At 66.1% G+C, this 15,826-nt stretch carries 11 protein-coding genes; 3 read left to right on the top strand and 8 right to left on the bottom strand.

Going from position 1 to position 15,826, the window contains the following annotated elements:
* Positions 1–146: 146 nt before the first annotated feature.
* The 4 genes from EJB06_RS28330 to EJB06_RS28315 form a co-directional block, all read right to left on the bottom strand.
* The gene (locus EJB06_RS28330) at positions 147–1,094 is read right to left on the bottom strand and encodes a VTT domain-containing protein (protein WP_126077389.1); all 948 of its coding nucleotides are present in this window, start codon (positions 1,092–1,094) and stop codon (positions 147–149) included.
* A 102-nt stretch (positions 1,095–1,196) separates the two neighbouring features.
* Complete coding sequence (locus EJB06_RS28325; protein WP_126077388.1) at positions 1,197–2,861, bottom strand: ABC transporter ATP-binding protein; 1,665 nt, start codon at positions 2,859–2,861, stop codon at positions 1,197–1,199.
* Between the two features lie 8 nt (positions 2,862–2,869).
* Positions 2,870–3,880 carry an ABC transporter permease gene (locus EJB06_RS28320; protein ID WP_126077387.1) on the bottom strand — a complete coding sequence of 337 codons (1,011 nt, stop codon included), beginning with the start codon at positions 3,878–3,880 and terminating at the stop codon, positions 2,870–2,872.
* On the bottom strand, positions 3,877–4,815 hold the full coding sequence (locus tag EJB06_RS28315; protein ID WP_126077386.1) for an ABC transporter permease: 939 nt from the start codon (positions 4,813–4,815) through the stop codon (positions 3,877–3,879). The genes EJB06_RS28320 and EJB06_RS28315 overlap by 4 nt, the downstream gene beginning before the upstream one ends.
* A gap of 408 nt (positions 4,816–5,223) precedes the next feature.
* Between EJB06_RS28315 and EJB06_RS28310 the strand changes: the two genes are divergently transcribed.
* Positions 5,224–8,016 carry a TonB-dependent receptor gene (locus EJB06_RS28310; RefSeq protein ID WP_198420940.1) on the top strand — a complete coding sequence of 931 codons (2,793 nt, stop codon included), beginning with the start codon at positions 5,224–5,226 and terminating at the stop codon, positions 8,014–8,016.
* Positions 8,017–8,303: 287 nt separating this feature from the next.
* Positions 8,304–10,922, top strand: a complete 2,619-nt coding sequence (locus EJB06_RS28305) for a TonB-dependent receptor (RefSeq protein WP_126077385.1) — start codon at positions 8,304–8,306, stop codon at positions 10,920–10,922.
* Between the two features lie 79 nt (positions 10,923–11,001).
* On the opposite strand, the gene EJB06_RS28300 is transcribed toward EJB06_RS28305, so the two are convergent.
* Positions 11,002–12,054 carry a hypothetical protein gene (locus EJB06_RS28300; protein ID WP_126077384.1) on the bottom strand — a complete coding sequence of 351 codons (1,053 nt, stop codon included), beginning with the start codon at positions 12,052–12,054 and terminating at the stop codon, positions 11,002–11,004.
* 49 nt (positions 12,055–12,103) lie between these two features.
* Positions 12,104–12,373: a RebB family R body protein gene (locus EJB06_RS28295; protein ID WP_126077383.1), complete on the bottom strand. Its 270-nt coding sequence runs from the start codon at positions 12,371–12,373 to the stop codon at positions 12,104–12,106.
* A gap of 220 nt (positions 12,374–12,593) precedes the next feature.
* Here EJB06_RS28295 and EJB06_RS28290 point away from each other — a divergent pair, with 220 nt between their 5' ends.
* Complete coding sequence (locus tag EJB06_RS28290) at positions 12,594–14,117, top strand: NAD(P)/FAD-dependent oxidoreductase (protein ID WP_126077382.1); 1,524 nt, start codon at positions 12,594–12,596, stop codon at positions 14,115–14,117.
* Here EJB06_RS28290 and EJB06_RS28285 read toward each other — a convergent pair.
* Together EJB06_RS28285 and EJB06_RS28280 are read right to left on the bottom strand one after the other, a co-directional pair.
* Positions 14,093–15,136 carry a polyprenyl synthetase family protein gene (locus EJB06_RS28285; protein ID WP_198420939.1) on the bottom strand — a complete coding sequence of 348 codons (1,044 nt, stop codon included), beginning with the start codon at positions 15,134–15,136 and terminating at the stop codon, positions 14,093–14,095. The two genes, EJB06_RS28290 and EJB06_RS28285, sit on opposite strands and share 25 nt — an antisense overlap.
* Positions 15,129–15,818: a COG1470 family protein gene (locus EJB06_RS28280; RefSeq protein WP_126077380.1), complete on the bottom strand. Its 690-nt coding sequence runs from the start codon at positions 15,816–15,818 to the stop codon at positions 15,129–15,131. The genes EJB06_RS28285 and EJB06_RS28280 overlap by 8 nt, the downstream gene beginning before the upstream one ends.
* Between the last annotated feature and the right edge of the window lie 8 nt (positions 15,819–15,826).

Here is a 15,826-nt window from a genome sequence, read left to right as displayed (position 1 = left end):
ATGGATCACATGCCCACGGTGCAAGCTTTCTTTGTAGTTTTAGTACATCGGGAGCGCAAATTCCGGCCTCAAGGCGAGTTTCACCAACACCGGGCGTAGTATAGGTACGCGCGGCGTGGGCGACAGGGAGGTTGCGGAAGGGGGAATCAGCCGGCGTGGGCGGCCTGCTGGCCGGCTTCGCCGGCGTGGTGGGCATTCCAGGCGTCCAGTCCGCCATGCAGCGGGCGGGCGCGGTGGTAGCCGAGCGCGATCAGTTCCTTGGCCACCTGGGCGGCCGTGACGTCGTTCGGGCAGCTGCAGTACACGACAATGTGGCGCTCCTTGTCGAGCAGGGCGACGAAGCCCTCGCGCGCCGAGGCGTTGTAGATCAGCGCGCCGGGCACGGCCTGTTCGAGCTGCTGCGCGGTGATGCTGCGCGCGTCGACGATGATCGGCTGCTGGCCGCCGCGGATCAGCTGGGCCAGGTCGCTCATGCTGATGCGTTCGATCTGCATGCCCTGGCGGAAACGGCGCCGCTCGATGTATTTGTACAGGATGAACAGTCCCAGCAAGCTCAGCAGGACCATGAGGGCGGTGCTGCCCATGTTTTCGAGCATGAGCAGGACCTTGTCGACACTCTTGTGGAAGATGGCGCCGAGCGCGATCCCGGTGCCGCTCCAGAACAGGCTGCCCGTCATGCTGAAGGCGAGGAAGCGCGGCGCGCTCACCCCCAGCGCGCCCGACATGGGCGAGGCGATGATGTTAAAGCCGGGAATGAACTTGGCGACCATCAGCGATTTGGGGCCGAAGCGCTTGAAGCGGTCTTCGGTCTGGCTGACGCAGTAGTCGGGCGAGAGCGAGATCTTGCACAGCAGCCGCAGGATGCGCTTGCCGTAATAGCGCCCGGCGTTGAACCAGACCACGTCGCTGATCAGGCAGGCGACGATGCTGACCGCCAGGCACACGCCCCAGCTCATCTCGCCGCCCGCCGACAGCGCGCCGGCCACGATCAGGATGGGGAAAGCCGGGATCGGCATCCCGATCTGCTCGATCAGCACGATGGCGAACACGATGAGCACACCGTAGACCTGCAGCAGTTCGATAAGATTGGGCATGCCGCTATCTTATCCGAAAACGCGCCGCCCTTCTCCCCCGAAGGTGGTATCGCGCCCCGCCCGCGACCAGCGCCTGTGGCAACGGCGCCGCATGCGGATCGTTTACGCGCGCGCAATCGCCGCCAGCAGCGCCTGGGTATACGGATCCTGCGGATTACGGTACAGCTCGTCCGAATCGGCCATCTCGACCACCCTGCCGGCGCGCATCACCATGACCCGGTCGGCCATGTATTTCACCACCGCCAGGTCGTGCGAGATGAACAGGTAGCTCATGCGGTATTCGTCCTGCAGGTCCTGCAGCAGGTTGAGCACTTGCGCCTGCACCGAGACGTCGAGCGCGGACACCGATTCGTCGCAGACCAGGATCTCGGGGCGCATGGTCAGGCAGCGCGCGATCGCGATGCGCTGCCGCTGCCCGCCCGAAAACTCGTGCGGATAGCGCTGCATGGCCTGCGCCGGCAGGCCGACCCTGTCGAGCAGTCGCAGCGCCATGGCGGCGCGTTCGCCGTCGCCCGCGCCGATGCGGTGGATGCGCATCGGCTCGAGCAGGATCTGCCCCACCGTAAAACGCGGATTGAGCGAGGCGTACGGGTTTTGAAAAACAATCTGGATGCGCCGTTTGTAGGCCATGAAGTCGCGCGCCGGCATGCCGATCAGGTCCTTGCCGTCGAACAGGGCCGTGCCGCCGGTGGCCTGGTGCAGCCGCAGCAGGGTCAGTCCGACCGTGGTCTTGCCCGAGCCGGACTCGCCCACCACGCCCAGGGTCTTGCCGCGCGCCAGGGTGAACGACACATCGCTCACGGCGCGCAGTTCGCGCTTGCCGAACAGGCCCTCGCGCGCATAGAAGCTCTTGCTCAGATTGTTTACCACCAGCACGTTCTGCTCGCCCGCCACAGAGCCACGCACGCGTTGCGCGCCGCCCTCCTGCGCGCGCCCTTCCAGGTAATCCTCCAGCACCGGCAGGCGCAGCGGACGCTGGTCCAGGCGCGGACGGCAATGCAGCAGCGCGCGCGTATAGGCGTCCTGCGGATGATCGAGCACCTGGCGCGCCGGGCCCTGCTCGCGCACCTGGCCGTGGCGCATCACGATCACCCGGTCGGCCATCTCGCTCACCAGCGCCAGGTCGTGCGTGATGAACAGGACCGACATGGCGCGCCGCTTCTGCAGGCTGGCAATGAGCGCCATGATCTGTTTCTGGATGGTGACGTCGAGCGCGGTCGTCGGTTCGTCGGCGATCAGCAGGGCCGGCTCGCAGGCGATCGCCATGGCGATCATCACGCGCTGCTGCTGGCCGCCGGACAACTGGGCGGGATAGGCATCGATCTTGCGCGCCGCATCGGGCATGCCGACTTCATCGAGCAGGGCCAGGGTACGCACGCGCGCCTGCCTGGCGCTCATGCCCATGTGCTGGCGCAGCACTTCGCCGATCTGGTAGCCGACCGTCAGCACCGGATTGAGGGACGACATCGGCTCCTGGAAAATCATCGCGATCTCCTTGCCGCACAGGCGGCGCCGCGCGGCGCGCGGCAGCGCCAGCAGGTCGGTCCCGTCGAACACGATGCGCGACGCCGGATCGACGAGCGTCGTCTCCGGCGCCAGCAAACCCATCACCGCCAGCGAGCTGACCGACTTGCCGCTGCCGGACTCGCCCACCAGCGCCACCGTGGCATTGCGCGGCACCGAAAACGATACCCCGCGCACCGCCTCGACCGTGGTGTGCTTGTCGACGCGAAAGGCGATGCGCAAATTGTCTACCTGAAGCAGCATGCCGTCCTCTACTTGAGTTTGGGATCGAGCGCATCGCGCAGCGCGTCGGTAAACAGCGAAAACGCCGTCACCAGCAGCGCCATGGCGCTCGCGGCGGCGCCCAGCTGCCACCATTTGCCGAGGATCAGTTCGTTCTGCGCTTCGTTCAGCATGCTGCCCCACGAGACCACGCCGACCGGCACGCCGAAGCCGAGGAAACTGAGGATCACTTCGGCCTTGATGAAGCCGACCGCCAGGATCGACAACTGCACCAGCGCCACATGGCTGACGTTGGGAAAAATATGCGAGAACATCTTGCGCCAGTGCGAGGCGCCGATGGCGTCGGCCGCCAGCACGTACTCGCGTCCCTTGTGCTTCATGTATTCGGCGCGCATCAGGCGGTACGGCCCGGTCCAGCCGGTCAGCCCGAGAATGAGCACGATGGTCGCCACGCCCTTGTGCTGCAGCACCGCCGCCACCGCGAGGATCATCAGGATCGCGGGAATCGCCGTGAACACGCTGTAGAACCAGTTGAACAGGTCGTCGACCACGCCGCCGAAGTAGCCGGACACGGCCCCGAACAAGGTCCCCAGCGCGACCGCCAGCAGCGCCGCCGCCAGCCCCACCACGATCGAGGTTTCGCCGCCCTTGATGGTCTTGAGCAGGATGTCGTGGCCCCATTTGTCGGCCCCGAACGGCAGGGTGGCCAGGCGCGCCGGCGCGGGCGCGGCGATGGCCTCGCCGCGTTCGCTGACAAGCGCGGCGATATCGGCGGCCAGCGGATCGAAGGCGTTCGGCGGCGGCGCCGCGCGCGCCGCCACGGCGCCGTCATGCACAGGCGCATCCGGGCCGAGCAAGGAGGGCGGCGCGTAGCTGACGGCCACCTCCTCTTCCCAGCCGGCGGCGACCAGGCCCAAGCTGGACAAGGCCAGCAGCGCCAGGAACAGCGCCAGCACCGCCAGCGACGCCATCGCCACGCGGTCGGCGCGCAGGCGCCGCAGGGCCAGGGTCCACAGACCCGCAGGGTTGCGCTTCGTCATGCCAGCTGCACGCGCGGATCGACCGCCTTGTACAGCAGGTCGGCCAGCAGGTTGAACACCATGGTGGCGGCAGCCACGTACACGGTGATCGCCTTAATCACCGGAAAATCGCTGCGCTCGACCGCCAGGATGACTTCGCGCCCGATCCCGGGAATGCCGAAAAACCGCTCCAGCAGGAACGCGCCGATCAGCAGGGCCGGCAGGTTGGCCATCACGTGCGTGATGATCGGAATGGCGGCATTGCGCAGCACGTGCACCCACATGATGCGCCGTTCCGGCAAGCCCTTGGCGCGCGCCGTGCGCACGTAGTCCTGCTGCACTTCGTCGAGCACGAAGCTGCGGTACAGGCGCAGGGTCGGCGCGAGCGATACCGTCAGCCCGATCAGCACCGGCAGCGCCGCGTAGCGCAGCAGGTTCTCGCCCAGCCCGCTCCCCCAGCCCTGCACCGGAAACAGGCCCAGCTTGTAAGCCAGCCCGTACTGGAAGGCGATGATGTACACCAGGATGCTGACCGACATCCCGACCGTGCAGGCCAGCATCAGCGCGCGGTCGGTCAGCGAGCCGCGCACGAAGGCCACGGCCAGCGCCAGTCCAATCCCGATCAGGGTTTCCAGCACGGTCAGCGGAACCAGGATGGTCAGCGACGGCCCCAGCCGGCTGGCGATGATGCGCGAAACCGGTTCGCCCGTGCTCCAGGCGTTGCCGAAATCAAACATGAGGATTTGCTTGACGAAGATCCACAGCTGCACAGGCATCGGCTGGTCGGTGCCGAGCTGGCGCCGGATGTTCTCGATCTCGGCGGCGTCGGACATCTTGCCGGCGAGCAGGTACGCGGGATCGCCGCCAATCCAGTTGAACAGGATGAACACCAGCAGCACGACGCCGGCCATGGTGGGCAGCATCTGCCACAGGCGGCGCAGGAGATAGGCAAGCATGGGCTGGAGCGGGTCCTTCGCGGTCGGTATGGCCGGTTCGTCGGCAGGGCATGACGATAGCGCATTTCCGCTCCCTGCGGTGATGACAGGCGAACAATGTCGTCATTGCCACATAGAAAATAATCTTCGTTGACGGCAGACAACGGACACAAATTCAAGTACAAATTTGTAGCGTCGGGAAACTGTTGTTTCGCTGCCAAACTGGCTTGTGTGTACATTGACAGTCCGACATTCCAGTGTTGAGATGTGTGCGCTTGGAAAACGTTCTCACCAACTATTTCACAAGAAAACGAGAGACACCATGTATTTTCCGCCCATCTCAGAAAGCCTGTGCTGGGAATGCGGCGGAAAGCGAAATATGCATGCAGATATAGAAGTTTTTAACATTGATACCCTCTGGAGTTACCCATGTTTAGAAAAACCGTAATGGCGCACGCCGTCTCAGTGGCGCTCGCTTCGGCAGCATTCTCCCTGGCCGCACCGGCCATGGCGCAAGACCCGTCCGGCCCGATCCAACGCGTCGAGGTCACCGGTTCCAGCATCAAGCGTGCTACCGCCGAAACCGCTTCCCCAGTCCAGGTCATCACCGCGCAAGACATGGCCAAGTCGGGCAAGGGCACCGTCGCCGAATACCTCCAGACTCTCACCGCCGATGGCGCGGGCTCGCTGCCGACCGGCTTCGGCAACGGCTTCGCCGCCGGTTCGACCGCGATTTCGCTGCGCGGCCTCGGCGCCACCTCGACCCTGGTCCTGCTCAACGGCCGCCGCATGGCGCCGTTCGCGCGCGCCGACGACGGCCAGAAGAGCTTCACCGACCTCTCGACCATCCCGATGGAAGCGGTCGAGCGCATCGAAGTGCTGAAAGACGGCGCTTCCTCGACCTACGGCGCGGACGCGATCGCCGGCGTGGTGAACATTATCCTGCGCAAGGATTTCACGGGCCTGATCGCCAAGGGCACGATCGGCCAGTCCAAGTACAAGGATGGCGAAATGGCCAAGGGCTCGCTGACCTGGGGCAAGGGCAACCTGGAAGCCGACGGTTACAACGTGCTGGTCAACGCCGAGTACTACACCAACAACGAACTGAAGAACAAAGACCGCGCCGAGCGCGGCTGGATCGGCCACGGCGACCTGCGCCCGTACGGCTATGCGATGGATACCCAGTTCGCCTCCGGCTACCTGGCGGGCAGCAACAACACCGGCGCCAGCCCGACCGGCTCGATCCGCAATCCGGCCAACAACACCTACGTCTCGCTGCCCGGCTGCGCGGCCCTGTCGCAAACCGCCAACCGCGACCCGCAAGGCGGCTGCCTGTGGCACCACGACCAGTTCCGCTCGATGCAGCCCCAGGTCGACGGCCTGAACCTGTACTCGCGCGTGAGCAAGAAGCTGGGCGAGGACCTGCAGGTCTACGGCGAAGTCGGCTACTCCAAGCGCGATACCTCGTTCACCCTGATTCCGGGCGAAATCACGCGTACCTATGCCGGCCCGCCGACGGCCGGCAATCCGACCGGCGTGACCAACTGGGGTTCGGGCGCCGGCACCACCATGCAGCTGGCCGCCAACCACCCGCAAAACCCGTACGGCGTGCCGGTGCGCGTGCGCTATTCGGCCTTCGACGTGGGCCCGAGCGAGCGTTCGGTCAACAATGAATTCAACCGCATCGTGGTCGGCGCCAAGGGCGCGGCCATGGGCTGGGATTTCGACACCTCCTACGTGCATTCGGAATCGAAACTCGACCTCCTGTACAGCAATATGCTGAACCTGCGCGTGGTGCAGGCGGCGCTGGGCAATCCGGCCAGCCCGTACTTCCCGTACTACATCGGCGAGCAGGCCGGCAAGAACCCGGCCTCGCTGTACCAGGCCATGGTGCGCACGGCCACCTCGCATTCGACCACCAAGCTCGACATCGTCGACTTCAAGGCCTCGCGCGAGCTGTTCCAGCTGCCGGGCGGCGCCTTGGGCGTGGCCGTGGGCGCCGAGCACCGCCGCGAAAAACTCGACAATCCTTCCCTCTCGGGCACCGAAGACGGCAGCATCAACTCGTCGTACGTGGCAGCCAAGGGCGAAGAGAAAATCTCGGCCGTGTTCGTCGAAGTGGCGGCGCCGGTGATCAAGTCGCTGGAACTGTCGGCCGCGCTGCGTTACGACAAGTACACCAACTTCTCCTCGACCACGCCGAAGCTGGGCGCCAAGTGGACCCCGGTCAAGACCTTCGCCCTGCGCGGCACCTACTCGGAAGGCTTCCGCGCCCCGGGCGCGGCCGAAGCGAGCGCCTCGTCGCGTTCGACCGGCACCGCCACCACGCGCGATCCGATCCGTTGCCCTGGCGGCACGCCGGCAGCCGGCGGCGGCAGCGCCACCGATTGCGCCATTTCGCTGGCGGCGGTCAAGGTCGGCAACCCGAACCTCAAGCCCGAAACCTCGAAAGGCATGACCCTCGGCATGGTCTGGGATCCGCTCAACGACACCAGCCTGTCGGTCGACCTGTGGAAGATCAAGCGCAGCGACGAGATCAATCCGCTGCCGTACAACGAAGCGGCGGCCCTGCCGACCGCGGTGCGCGCGGATAACAACCTGGTGGTGGGCGGCGTGGCGATTCCGAACACCGGCACCATCCTGATTTCGAATGCGCCGTACCGCAATTCGAGCTTCACCGAAATCAAGGGCGTCGACCTCGACATCAAGCAGAAGTTCAAGCTCGGCGACTACGGCCGCGCCAACCTGGGCCTGACCTGGACCTACATCGATTCGTGGATCCGGGCCGAGTCGGCCACCGTCAAGTACCAGTACGCCGGCACCCACGGCAACTGCGACACCTCCAACTGCGCCGGTACGCCGAAGCAGAAGATCAGCTTCGTGGCAGGCTGGGACTGGCAGGACCTGAACCTGACCCTGACCACCAACTACCGTTCGAAGATGAAGAACGTGCAGTTCGAAGGCGACCTGTGCGCATCGAAGTTCGCCAACGGCGCCTCGGCGCCGAACGCGGAATGCACGCTGGCCTCGTTCACCGCGACCGACCTGTCGGTGCGCTACAACCTGTCGAAGAACTTCCAGCTGTTCGGCTCGGTCAACAATCTGTTCGACAAGGTGGCGCCGCTCGATCCATTGACCTACGGCGGCATGAGCTACAACCCGATGGACGCCTCCGGCGCCATCGGCCGCTACTTCAAGGCCGGCGCGCGCTACCAGTTCTAAGCTGATCCGGTAAGCCATCACAAACCACAGGGGCGGTGCTCAGGCACTGCCCTTTTCCATATGCACGTCTTATCGGTATGACCATGCATCGGCGCGCCAAGTGTTGCAATGCAGCAGATGCTGTCACTCGGAACATGCTTGCTGACTGGAAGCTTACTTTGCAAATCAAGCTAAACAATTTAGCCATTTCCGTTGTATTTCGATCAAAGCCAATCTTGTTCGATTGACACCCGCAGCCGCCTGATGATTCTATAGTCCCCTCTCACTTTTGGATGGAGTTGAACAGCATGATGAAGCCAACCGTATTATCCCTGTCGTTGGGCGCGATGTTTGCAGCCGGCGGCGGTTTTGCAGGCGCGGCGTTCGCACAGGACGGCCAGCCAATGCAGCGCGTCGAGATCACCGGCTCGTCGATCAAGCGCATTCAGAGCGAAACCGCCAACCCGCTCTCCATCATCAAAGCCGACGAATTCATCAAACAGGGATTGACCACGGCCCAGGAAGCGCTCTCCCGCATTCCATCGAACCAGAGCACCATGGGCAGCGGCAACGTGGTTGGCGGCAACAGCAGCGGCCTGCCGACCGGCGGCCAGGCCAGCGCCGACCTGCGCGGCCTGGGCGGCGACAAGACGCTGGTGCTGCTCAACGGCCGGCGCCTCGCCAACCACCCCTACGACAGCTCCAGCGTCGACCTGAACATGATTCCCCTGTCCGCCCTCGACCGCGTCGAAGTGCTGCGCGACGGCGCTTCCGCCATCTACGGCACCGACGCCATCGGCGGCGTGATCAACTTCATCACCAAGCGCTCGGTCACCACCACCACCATCACCGGCGAACTGGTGCGTCCACGCAAGGATGGCGGCGACGAAGAACGCGTCAACCTGTCCTCCGGCTTCGGCAACCTCGACAAGGACGGCTTCAATGTCTTCGGCGTGGTCGACTGGCATAAGCAGGAATCGATCAGCTCGCAGCAGCGCGAATTCTCGAAAACCGGGATCGTCCCCAGCCGCGGCCTGAACCTGACGTCCGGCACCACCTTCCCCGGCAACTTCTACGACGCCGCCGCCGACAAGTCCGGCAATCCGGGCTGGGCCGCGGGTTGCAATCCGCCGTTTTCGGTACCGAACGCGGCCGGCATCTGCCGCCAGGATTACACGCGCCAGATCGACAGCATGCCCGACCAGGAACAGCTGGCCGTCTTCGCGCGCGGCAGCATGAAGCTGGGCGCCGACCACCTGGCCAGCCTGGAATTTCTGCATTCGCAAAACGACGTCACCTCGCGCACCGCGCCGCCGCCGCAGACCGGCCTGATCATGACGAACACCAGCAAGTACTATCCGAAGAGCGGCGTTTCGGGCGGACCGCTGTCGATCAACTGGCGTCCGACCGAAGCGGGCCAGCGCACCATCGATTCGCAGGGCAAGGCCGACCGCGTGGTGCTGGGCATGGAAGGCGTGCTGTCCGGCTGGGATTACAAGGGCGGCATCGCGCACTCGATCTCCAAGTCGAGCGAAGACTTCGTCGGCGGCTACGTGGCCGACGCATCGTTCGCGGCCGGCGTGGCCAACGGCATCCTCAACCCGTTCGCGCTGCAGGATGCGGCCGGCAAGGCTTACCTGGACAGCACCGCCCTGCGCGGCCGCGTCCAGAGCGCCGAAGTGAAGAACACCGCCTTCGACTTCAAGGCCAGCCGCGACATCATGGCGATGGGCGGCGGCCAGATGGCGGTGGCGGTCGGCACCGAGATCCGGCGCGAGACGGCCGACTTCAACGTCAACCGCGCGATCGCCGGCCAGGCGTCCAGCTCGGGCCTGTCGGGTTCGCTGTCGAAATCCGGTTCGCGCAATATCCAGGCCGTGTTCACCGAACTGAACCTGCCGTTCACCAAGGAACTGGAAATCCAGCTGGCGGCCCGTTACGACCGCTACAGCGACGTCGGCAACACCACCAACCCGAAAATCGGCCTGCGCTACCAGCCCATGCCGCAGTTGCTGGTGCGCGGCTCGGCCAGCACCGGTTTCCGCGCCCCGACCCTGTTCGAAAAGAACGGCCCGCCATCGCGCAACGATACCAACGACAGCTACAACGATCCGATCCTGTGCCCGGGCGGCAAGCCGCAGCCCGGCTCGAATCCGCTGCGCGATTGCGACCTGCAACAGTTCAAGCTGCAAGGCGGCAATATCAACCTGAAGCCGGAAAAATCCAAGTCCTTCTCCTTCGGCGCCGTGATCGAGCCGATCCCGAGCGTGACGATTGCCGCCGATTACTGGAACATCCAGTTGAAGGACAAGATCGCCGCCCTGCCTGAGCAAACCATCTACGGCAACTACGAGAAGTACAAGGCCCTGTTCCTGCGCTTCCCGGACGGCTCGCCGAACGCGATCGAGAACTTCCTCAACAACCTGGGCGAAGTCAAGACCGACGGCGTCGACCTGAGCGCCACCCTGCGCCTGCCGCGCACCAGCTTCGGCAACTTCACGGTGACGATGGACGGCACCTACGTGCACAAGTACGACTACCAGAACGAGCGCAATGGCGAGTTCATCCACAACGTGGGCCGCTACGCCGACATGGCGCCGGTATTCCGCTGGCAGCACACGGCCGCGCTGAACTGGAGCAATGGCCCGTGGGGCGTGAACCTGTCGCAATCGTTCAAGTCCTCGTACCAGGACCAGAACCAGGTGGCCGACGAGTTCAAGCACAAGGTCGAGGCCTACAGCCTGCTGAACCTGTCGGGCAGCTACAGCGGCATCCAGGGCCTGACCCTGACCGCCGGCCTGAAAAACCTGCTGGACGAGCAGCCGCCGTTCTCGAACCAGGGCACGCTGTTCCAGAAGGGCTACGATCCGCGTTTCAGCGATCCGATCGGCCGCGCCGTGTACCTGCGCGCCAGCTACGCCTTCTAAGCGTTTTCAGCTGACGAAAAAAACCGCCGGATGCGCAGTCCGGCGGTTTTTTTTATGGGCGCCGCCGCCAGGAGGAGGCCTACGTCAGGCTGCCGAAGCTGCGCAGGGACAGCACGCGCGCGGCACTGAGGTGCAGGCGCGCCTGCTGGCGCTCGCCGCGCACGGTGAAGCTCAGCGTGGCGCCGTCCTGCTCGAGGCGCCCTTCCGCGATGCGATGCCTGTCCAGGAAGGCGTGCGCCGCGCCCAGATACTGTTCCAGCAGGCGCGCCGCCGCGGCCCCCGTTTCGGTCGTGAACGCGCTGTGCTCCGCGACCTGCAACACCGCCTGCGACAGGCGCGCAAAGCCGACCTTGCCGCCGCGCGCCAGCCAGTGACGCAGCGCACTGTCGACCTCCATCGGCGCCGGCAAGCGGTCTTCCAGCTGCGGACAGTCGAGGGCGCCGAAGGCAAGCGGCAGCAGCGTTGCCATGGCCTCGCTCGCCAGTTGCGCACGCACCGTCGCCGTGGCCGACAAGGCATCGCGCTTGCGCGCATACACCAGGTAGAACTGGTAATAGTCGCAAAACTCGGCCACGGTACGGGCCTGCTCCACCGCAAAGGCGGCCGCTTCCTTGCGCAGCGGCGTCACCGCCACGCTATCGGACCGGGTATCACCGATCCCGATCGCCAGCTCGGTCAGGGTCACGCGCTCGTTCAAGCCGATGGCCTGAAACAGCGGCGCCGCGCCCACGCCCAGGGCGCGCAGGAAGGCGCTGGCCTCGTTCAACTGCTGCGCGGTGTAGAGGCGCTGATCGAGCAGGAAGCGCTCGGCCTGGGCCCACATGGCGCTGCTGGCGTCACCGCTTTCGCACTGGGCGAGCAGGCGCAGATTGGCGCTGCCGAGGGTCATGAGCTTGACCGGACCGAGCATCAGTCCCCACTTCGGCAGCAAGGTCATCGGCGAGCCATGCAATCCTTGCTGGACCTCGTCCAGCAGCGTGGTTTCGTCCGCCACGGTAAAGCTGACCTGGGGATGGGGGATGGCCCAGGCCAGCCATTGCACGCCGCCGTCGATGCAGGCCAGCACCTGGCGCGCGAGTTCGGACAGCGCGGCGGGATCTTGAATCAGCTTGCCGGCAACGATGACAGTCATGAGGACGTTCCTTTCATAAAGGCACTGGTCGCTAAGATGGCGCGCACGCTCAGCCGCCGCGATTGGCCCTGGTGGCGATGCCGTCGGCGGCGCTGTCGATCGTGTACAAGACCCCCACTCCCATGCTGGTGCCAGCCTGGGCGACGATATTGCTTTGCTGCTGAGCGCCAGTGGCATTGTGCGCGGCCTCGGCCAGGGTCTCGGCGCTGGCCTGGAACAGCGTGCCCATCGCCATGGCGGGCGCGTCGCCCAGCACCTTGGTGTTGGCCTGGGTGACCGAATCGGTGATTTGACTGTTAACAGCGGTTGGAAAAGCCATGGTCATTCTCCTTGAACGGATGGAAGCGGGTCGCGATGCGCATGTCTGCCCGAGGGAACAGGGCCGGCAGTCAATGATCGCACAACTGCGCGCGCGGGCGTATGTCCACGCTTGGGATCCCTACCGCCGCACGCGTTTTTGTGCGCTTTTTGCGCTACATCAGCAATGCACTTGCGCACGGCGCGGATACTGAACGATTCCCTGTCCAGAACTGCCCGCCATGCTGACTCTGAAAATTGCCGCCGCGTTCGATGGCGACGTGATCGTCGCCGGCGCCGGCCCGGCGGGCGCGGCTGCGGCCGCCCACCTGGCCGATGCCGGCTTTGCCGTCCTCCTGATCGACCATCAGCAATTTCCGCGCGACAAAGTCTGCGGCGACTTCGTCGGCCCCGCCGCCCTGCTCGAACTGCACCGCCTCGGCATGGCCGCCCTGCCCGGCTACCGGCAAACGAACATCATCCACGAGGCCGCGCTGTACCTGAACGGGCGCCACCTGATCACCCATCCCATCCCGCGCGTGGCGGGCATGCCGGCGCACGGCAGGGTCATCGCGCGCAAGGCGCTCGACCAGTGGATCCTCGACCGGGCGCGCGCGGCCGGCGCCCGCGTGCTGGAAAACACCCGCGTGCAAGGCTTCGCCAGCGACGCCGGCGGCGTGAGCGTGACGGTCAAGGGGCCGGCCGGCCGCGCCACCCTGCGCGCCCAGGCCCTGATCGGCGCCGACGGCAGCAGCTCCGTGGTGGCGCGCCTGCTGCGCGGGCACGCGGTGCCGGACCGCAACCGCATCGTCGCGATGCGCTGCTACATGGATGGCTTGCCGGACACCGGCAACCGCTGCGACCTGTATTTTTCGGACGCGACCTTTCCCGGCTATTACTGGCTGTTTCCCACCGGGCCGAACGCGGCCAATGTCGGCATCGGCATGGTGCGCGAGACCTTGCCGCGCAACGAGGAACACCTGCGCCAGCGGATGCTGCAGCTGTTGACGAGCGATCCGGCCCTGCGCGCGCGCCTCGGCAACGCGCAACTGCGCGGACCGGTAACGGGCTGGCCGCTGACCACCTACGATGCCGCCCTGCCCTGCGTGGGCCGGCGCGTGCTGCTGGCGGGCGACGCCGCCGGCCTGATCAACCCGCTCAACGGCGAAGGCATCCAGTACGCCATGCTGAGCGGGCGCTGGGCCGCCGAGACGCTCATCGCGGCCCGCGCGCGCGACGATTTTTCGCACGCCGGCCTGCTGCCTTACGCGCAGCGGATCGAACGCGAGCTGCGCTTCGACATGGCGCTGGCGCGCCTGATCGTGCAGCTGATCCGCAACCGCCACCTGACCCCGCTCTGGCTGGAAGCGCTGCACATCATCGTGGCCCGCGCCCGCGCCGACCCCGCCTACGCCGACATCACCGGCGGCGTGCTGGCCGGACTGGTGCCGGCGCGCCGCGTGATGGGCGCCGACATCCTGCGCAAGAGCGCGCAGCAGGCGGTGCTGTCGCTGGCGGGCATGGGCGCGCAGCACCTGCTGCGCGGGCGCGCCCATTGCCTGCGCCTCGGCTTGCGGACCGGCACGGCGGCGGCTGGGGTGGCGCTGTCGATGGCGGCCCACCCGCGCGCCGCGCTCGACTGGGGCCTGGGCGTGGCCGGCAGCGCGCTCGAGCTGGGCGGCGGCGTGGCCGGGGCGCTGCTGCGGCCCGGCGCACAGGAGCATACGCCCGCCGCGCCCGATTACAGATCGCGTTCGATCATGTAAAGCACCACCTGGCGCAAGAAGCGCTTGTGTTCGGAGTCGGGCAGCGCGCCGAAGATCAGGTCGAATTCGTGCAGGGCCGCGCCGGCCAGCTGGCGCGCGCAGCTGCGCGCATGGGCGATGCTGTCGTACTTGTCCATGGTGGCGCGCACCCACGCGACCTCGGCTTGCTCCCGCGCGCCGCGCGGCAGCGCCAGGAAGCGCCGGATCCGCTGTTTTTCGTCCTCGTCGCAGCGGCCCGCCGCGTGGATCAGCATCAGGGTGCGCTTGCCTTCCCAGATATCGCCGTTGATTTCCTTGCCGTATTTGCCCTCGTCGGCGTCGAGGTTGAGGATGTCGTCCTGGATCTGGAACGCCGCGCCCATGTAGTAGCCGAAGCGGTCGAAGCGCTCGGGCGCGACGGCCCCGCCGCTGGCGACCAGGGCGCCGATGCGCAGCGGGTGCATGCAGGTGTACCAGCAGGTTTTCTTGAGCACCATGCGCAGGTAGTCTTCCTCGCTCAGGTTGGCCACGTTGTCGCGCACCCAGCCCAGTTCCAGCGCCTGGCCTTCGACCGTCTGGCACACCATGTGCTCGATTTCGTTGACGATGCGCCAGGTCAGTTGCGGGCCGACGATGGCCAGGTTGTTGAGCAGCAGGCGGATGCACAGCGCCTGCATCGCGTCGCCCACGTTGAGCGCGACCGCCAGGCCCTGGTCGGCCTGCAGGGTGGGTTGCCCGCGCCGGTGTTCGCTGCCGTCCTCGATGTCGTCGTGGATCAGGAAGGCGTTGTGGTACAGCTCGATGGCGACGGCCGATTCGAGCACCCGGCGCACCTCGCCGCCGAAGGCGCAGCAGGCGGCGATGCACAGCGCCGGACGCAAGCCCTTGCCGGAGCGCAGCGGATACACGGGCAGCAAGTCGTACAGATAACGGCGCGGCTCCTTGCTGGGCAGGTAGTCCAGCAGGCGCGCCATGGTGATTTCCTTGTAGCGCGCCAGGCTGGCCTCGACAAAACGGGAACGCCCGGCCGCCTCACTCACCGGCCGACTCGACCTGCACGGTGAGCACGGCGCGCACCTGCTCCAGCTGGCTGGCCAGGAGCAGCCCGGAATAGGTGCCGGGCGCGGCATCGGACGGGACCGTCACGGTGATCAGCACGGTCGCCGAGGAGCGCGCGGGGATGGCCAGTTGCTCCGGCGCGAAGCCGATCTGGGCCGACGCGAGCCGGGCGCCGCTGTCGCTGAGCAGGTCGGCGCAGTGGAGGCGGAAGGTGTCGGTCGGCACATCGGCCGCGTTTTCCAGGGTCATCGGCACGCTGAGCGATCCGCCCGGCGCGACCGGCTGCGGCATTCTCAAGGATGCGGTGGCGTCGCCGCCCTGCTTCGGCGCCGCCGCGCCGCCGGGACGCACCGTGACCACCCGCTCCGACAGCGCGCCCAGCGAGTTGCTGGCCAGCACCACCATGTCGAGCAGGATGTCGACCACCTCGTGCGCATCGCGGCGGAAGCGCTGCATCACGTCGGCCGGGTCGGCGGCGCGCAGTTTTTCCACGTCCACGAAACGCATTTCGACCCGTTTGGCGGCCGCCACGCCGAGCGCGATTTCCTCTTCCAGGGTCGAGGCGGCCTGCTGCACGATGCGCGAGGTCTTGCCGGCCATGCGCATCAGGTAATCGAGTTCGGCCCGGGTCATGCTGATGTTGTCGCTGTCATTGCTTGGCATCGCTCACG

This window comes from Massilia atriviolacea (assembly GCF_003953935.1).
Classification (GTDB): domain Bacteria; phylum Pseudomonadota; class Gammaproteobacteria; order Burkholderiales; family Burkholderiaceae_D; genus Telluria_A; species Telluria_A atriviolacea.
The sequence above is the reverse complement of the archived record's forward strand: the minus strand, read 5'-3'. Positions and strand labels throughout refer to the sequence as shown.

Coding starts and splice junctions, on each gene's coding strand:
- EJB06_RS28330 (WP_126077389.1), bottom strand. CDS start 1,094: ATGCCCAATCTTATCGAACTGCTGCAGGTCTACGGTGTGCTCATCGTG.
- EJB06_RS28325 (WP_126077388.1), bottom strand. CDS start 2,861: ATGCTGCTTCAGGTAGACAATTTGCGCATCGCCTTTCGCGTCGACAAG.
- EJB06_RS28320 (WP_126077387.1), bottom strand. CDS start 3,880: ATGACGAAGCGCAACCCTGCGGGTCTGTGGACCCTGGCCCTGCGGCGC.
- EJB06_RS28315 (WP_126077386.1), bottom strand. CDS start 4,815: ATGCTTGCCTATCTCCTGCGCCGCCTGTGGCAGATGCTGCCCACCATG.
- EJB06_RS28310 (WP_198420940.1), top strand. CDS start 5,224: ATGTTTAGAAAAACCGTAATGGCGCACGCCGTCTCAGTGGCGCTCGCT.
- EJB06_RS28305 (WP_126077385.1), top strand. CDS start 8,304: ATGATGAAGCCAACCGTATTATCCCTGTCGTTGGGCGCGATGTTTGCA.
- EJB06_RS28300 (WP_126077384.1), bottom strand. CDS start 12,054: ATGACTGTCATCGTTGCCGGCAAGCTGATTCAAGATCCCGCCGCGCTG.
- EJB06_RS28295 (WP_126077383.1), bottom strand. CDS start 12,373: ATGGCTTTTCCAACCGCTGTTAACAGTCAAATCACCGATTCGGTCACC.
- EJB06_RS28290 (WP_126077382.1), top strand. CDS start 12,594: ATGCTGACTCTGAAAATTGCCGCCGCGTTCGATGGCGACGTGATCGTC.
- EJB06_RS28280 (WP_126077380.1), bottom strand. CDS start 15,818: ATGCCAAGCAATGACAGCGACAACATCAGCATGACCCGGGCCGAACTC.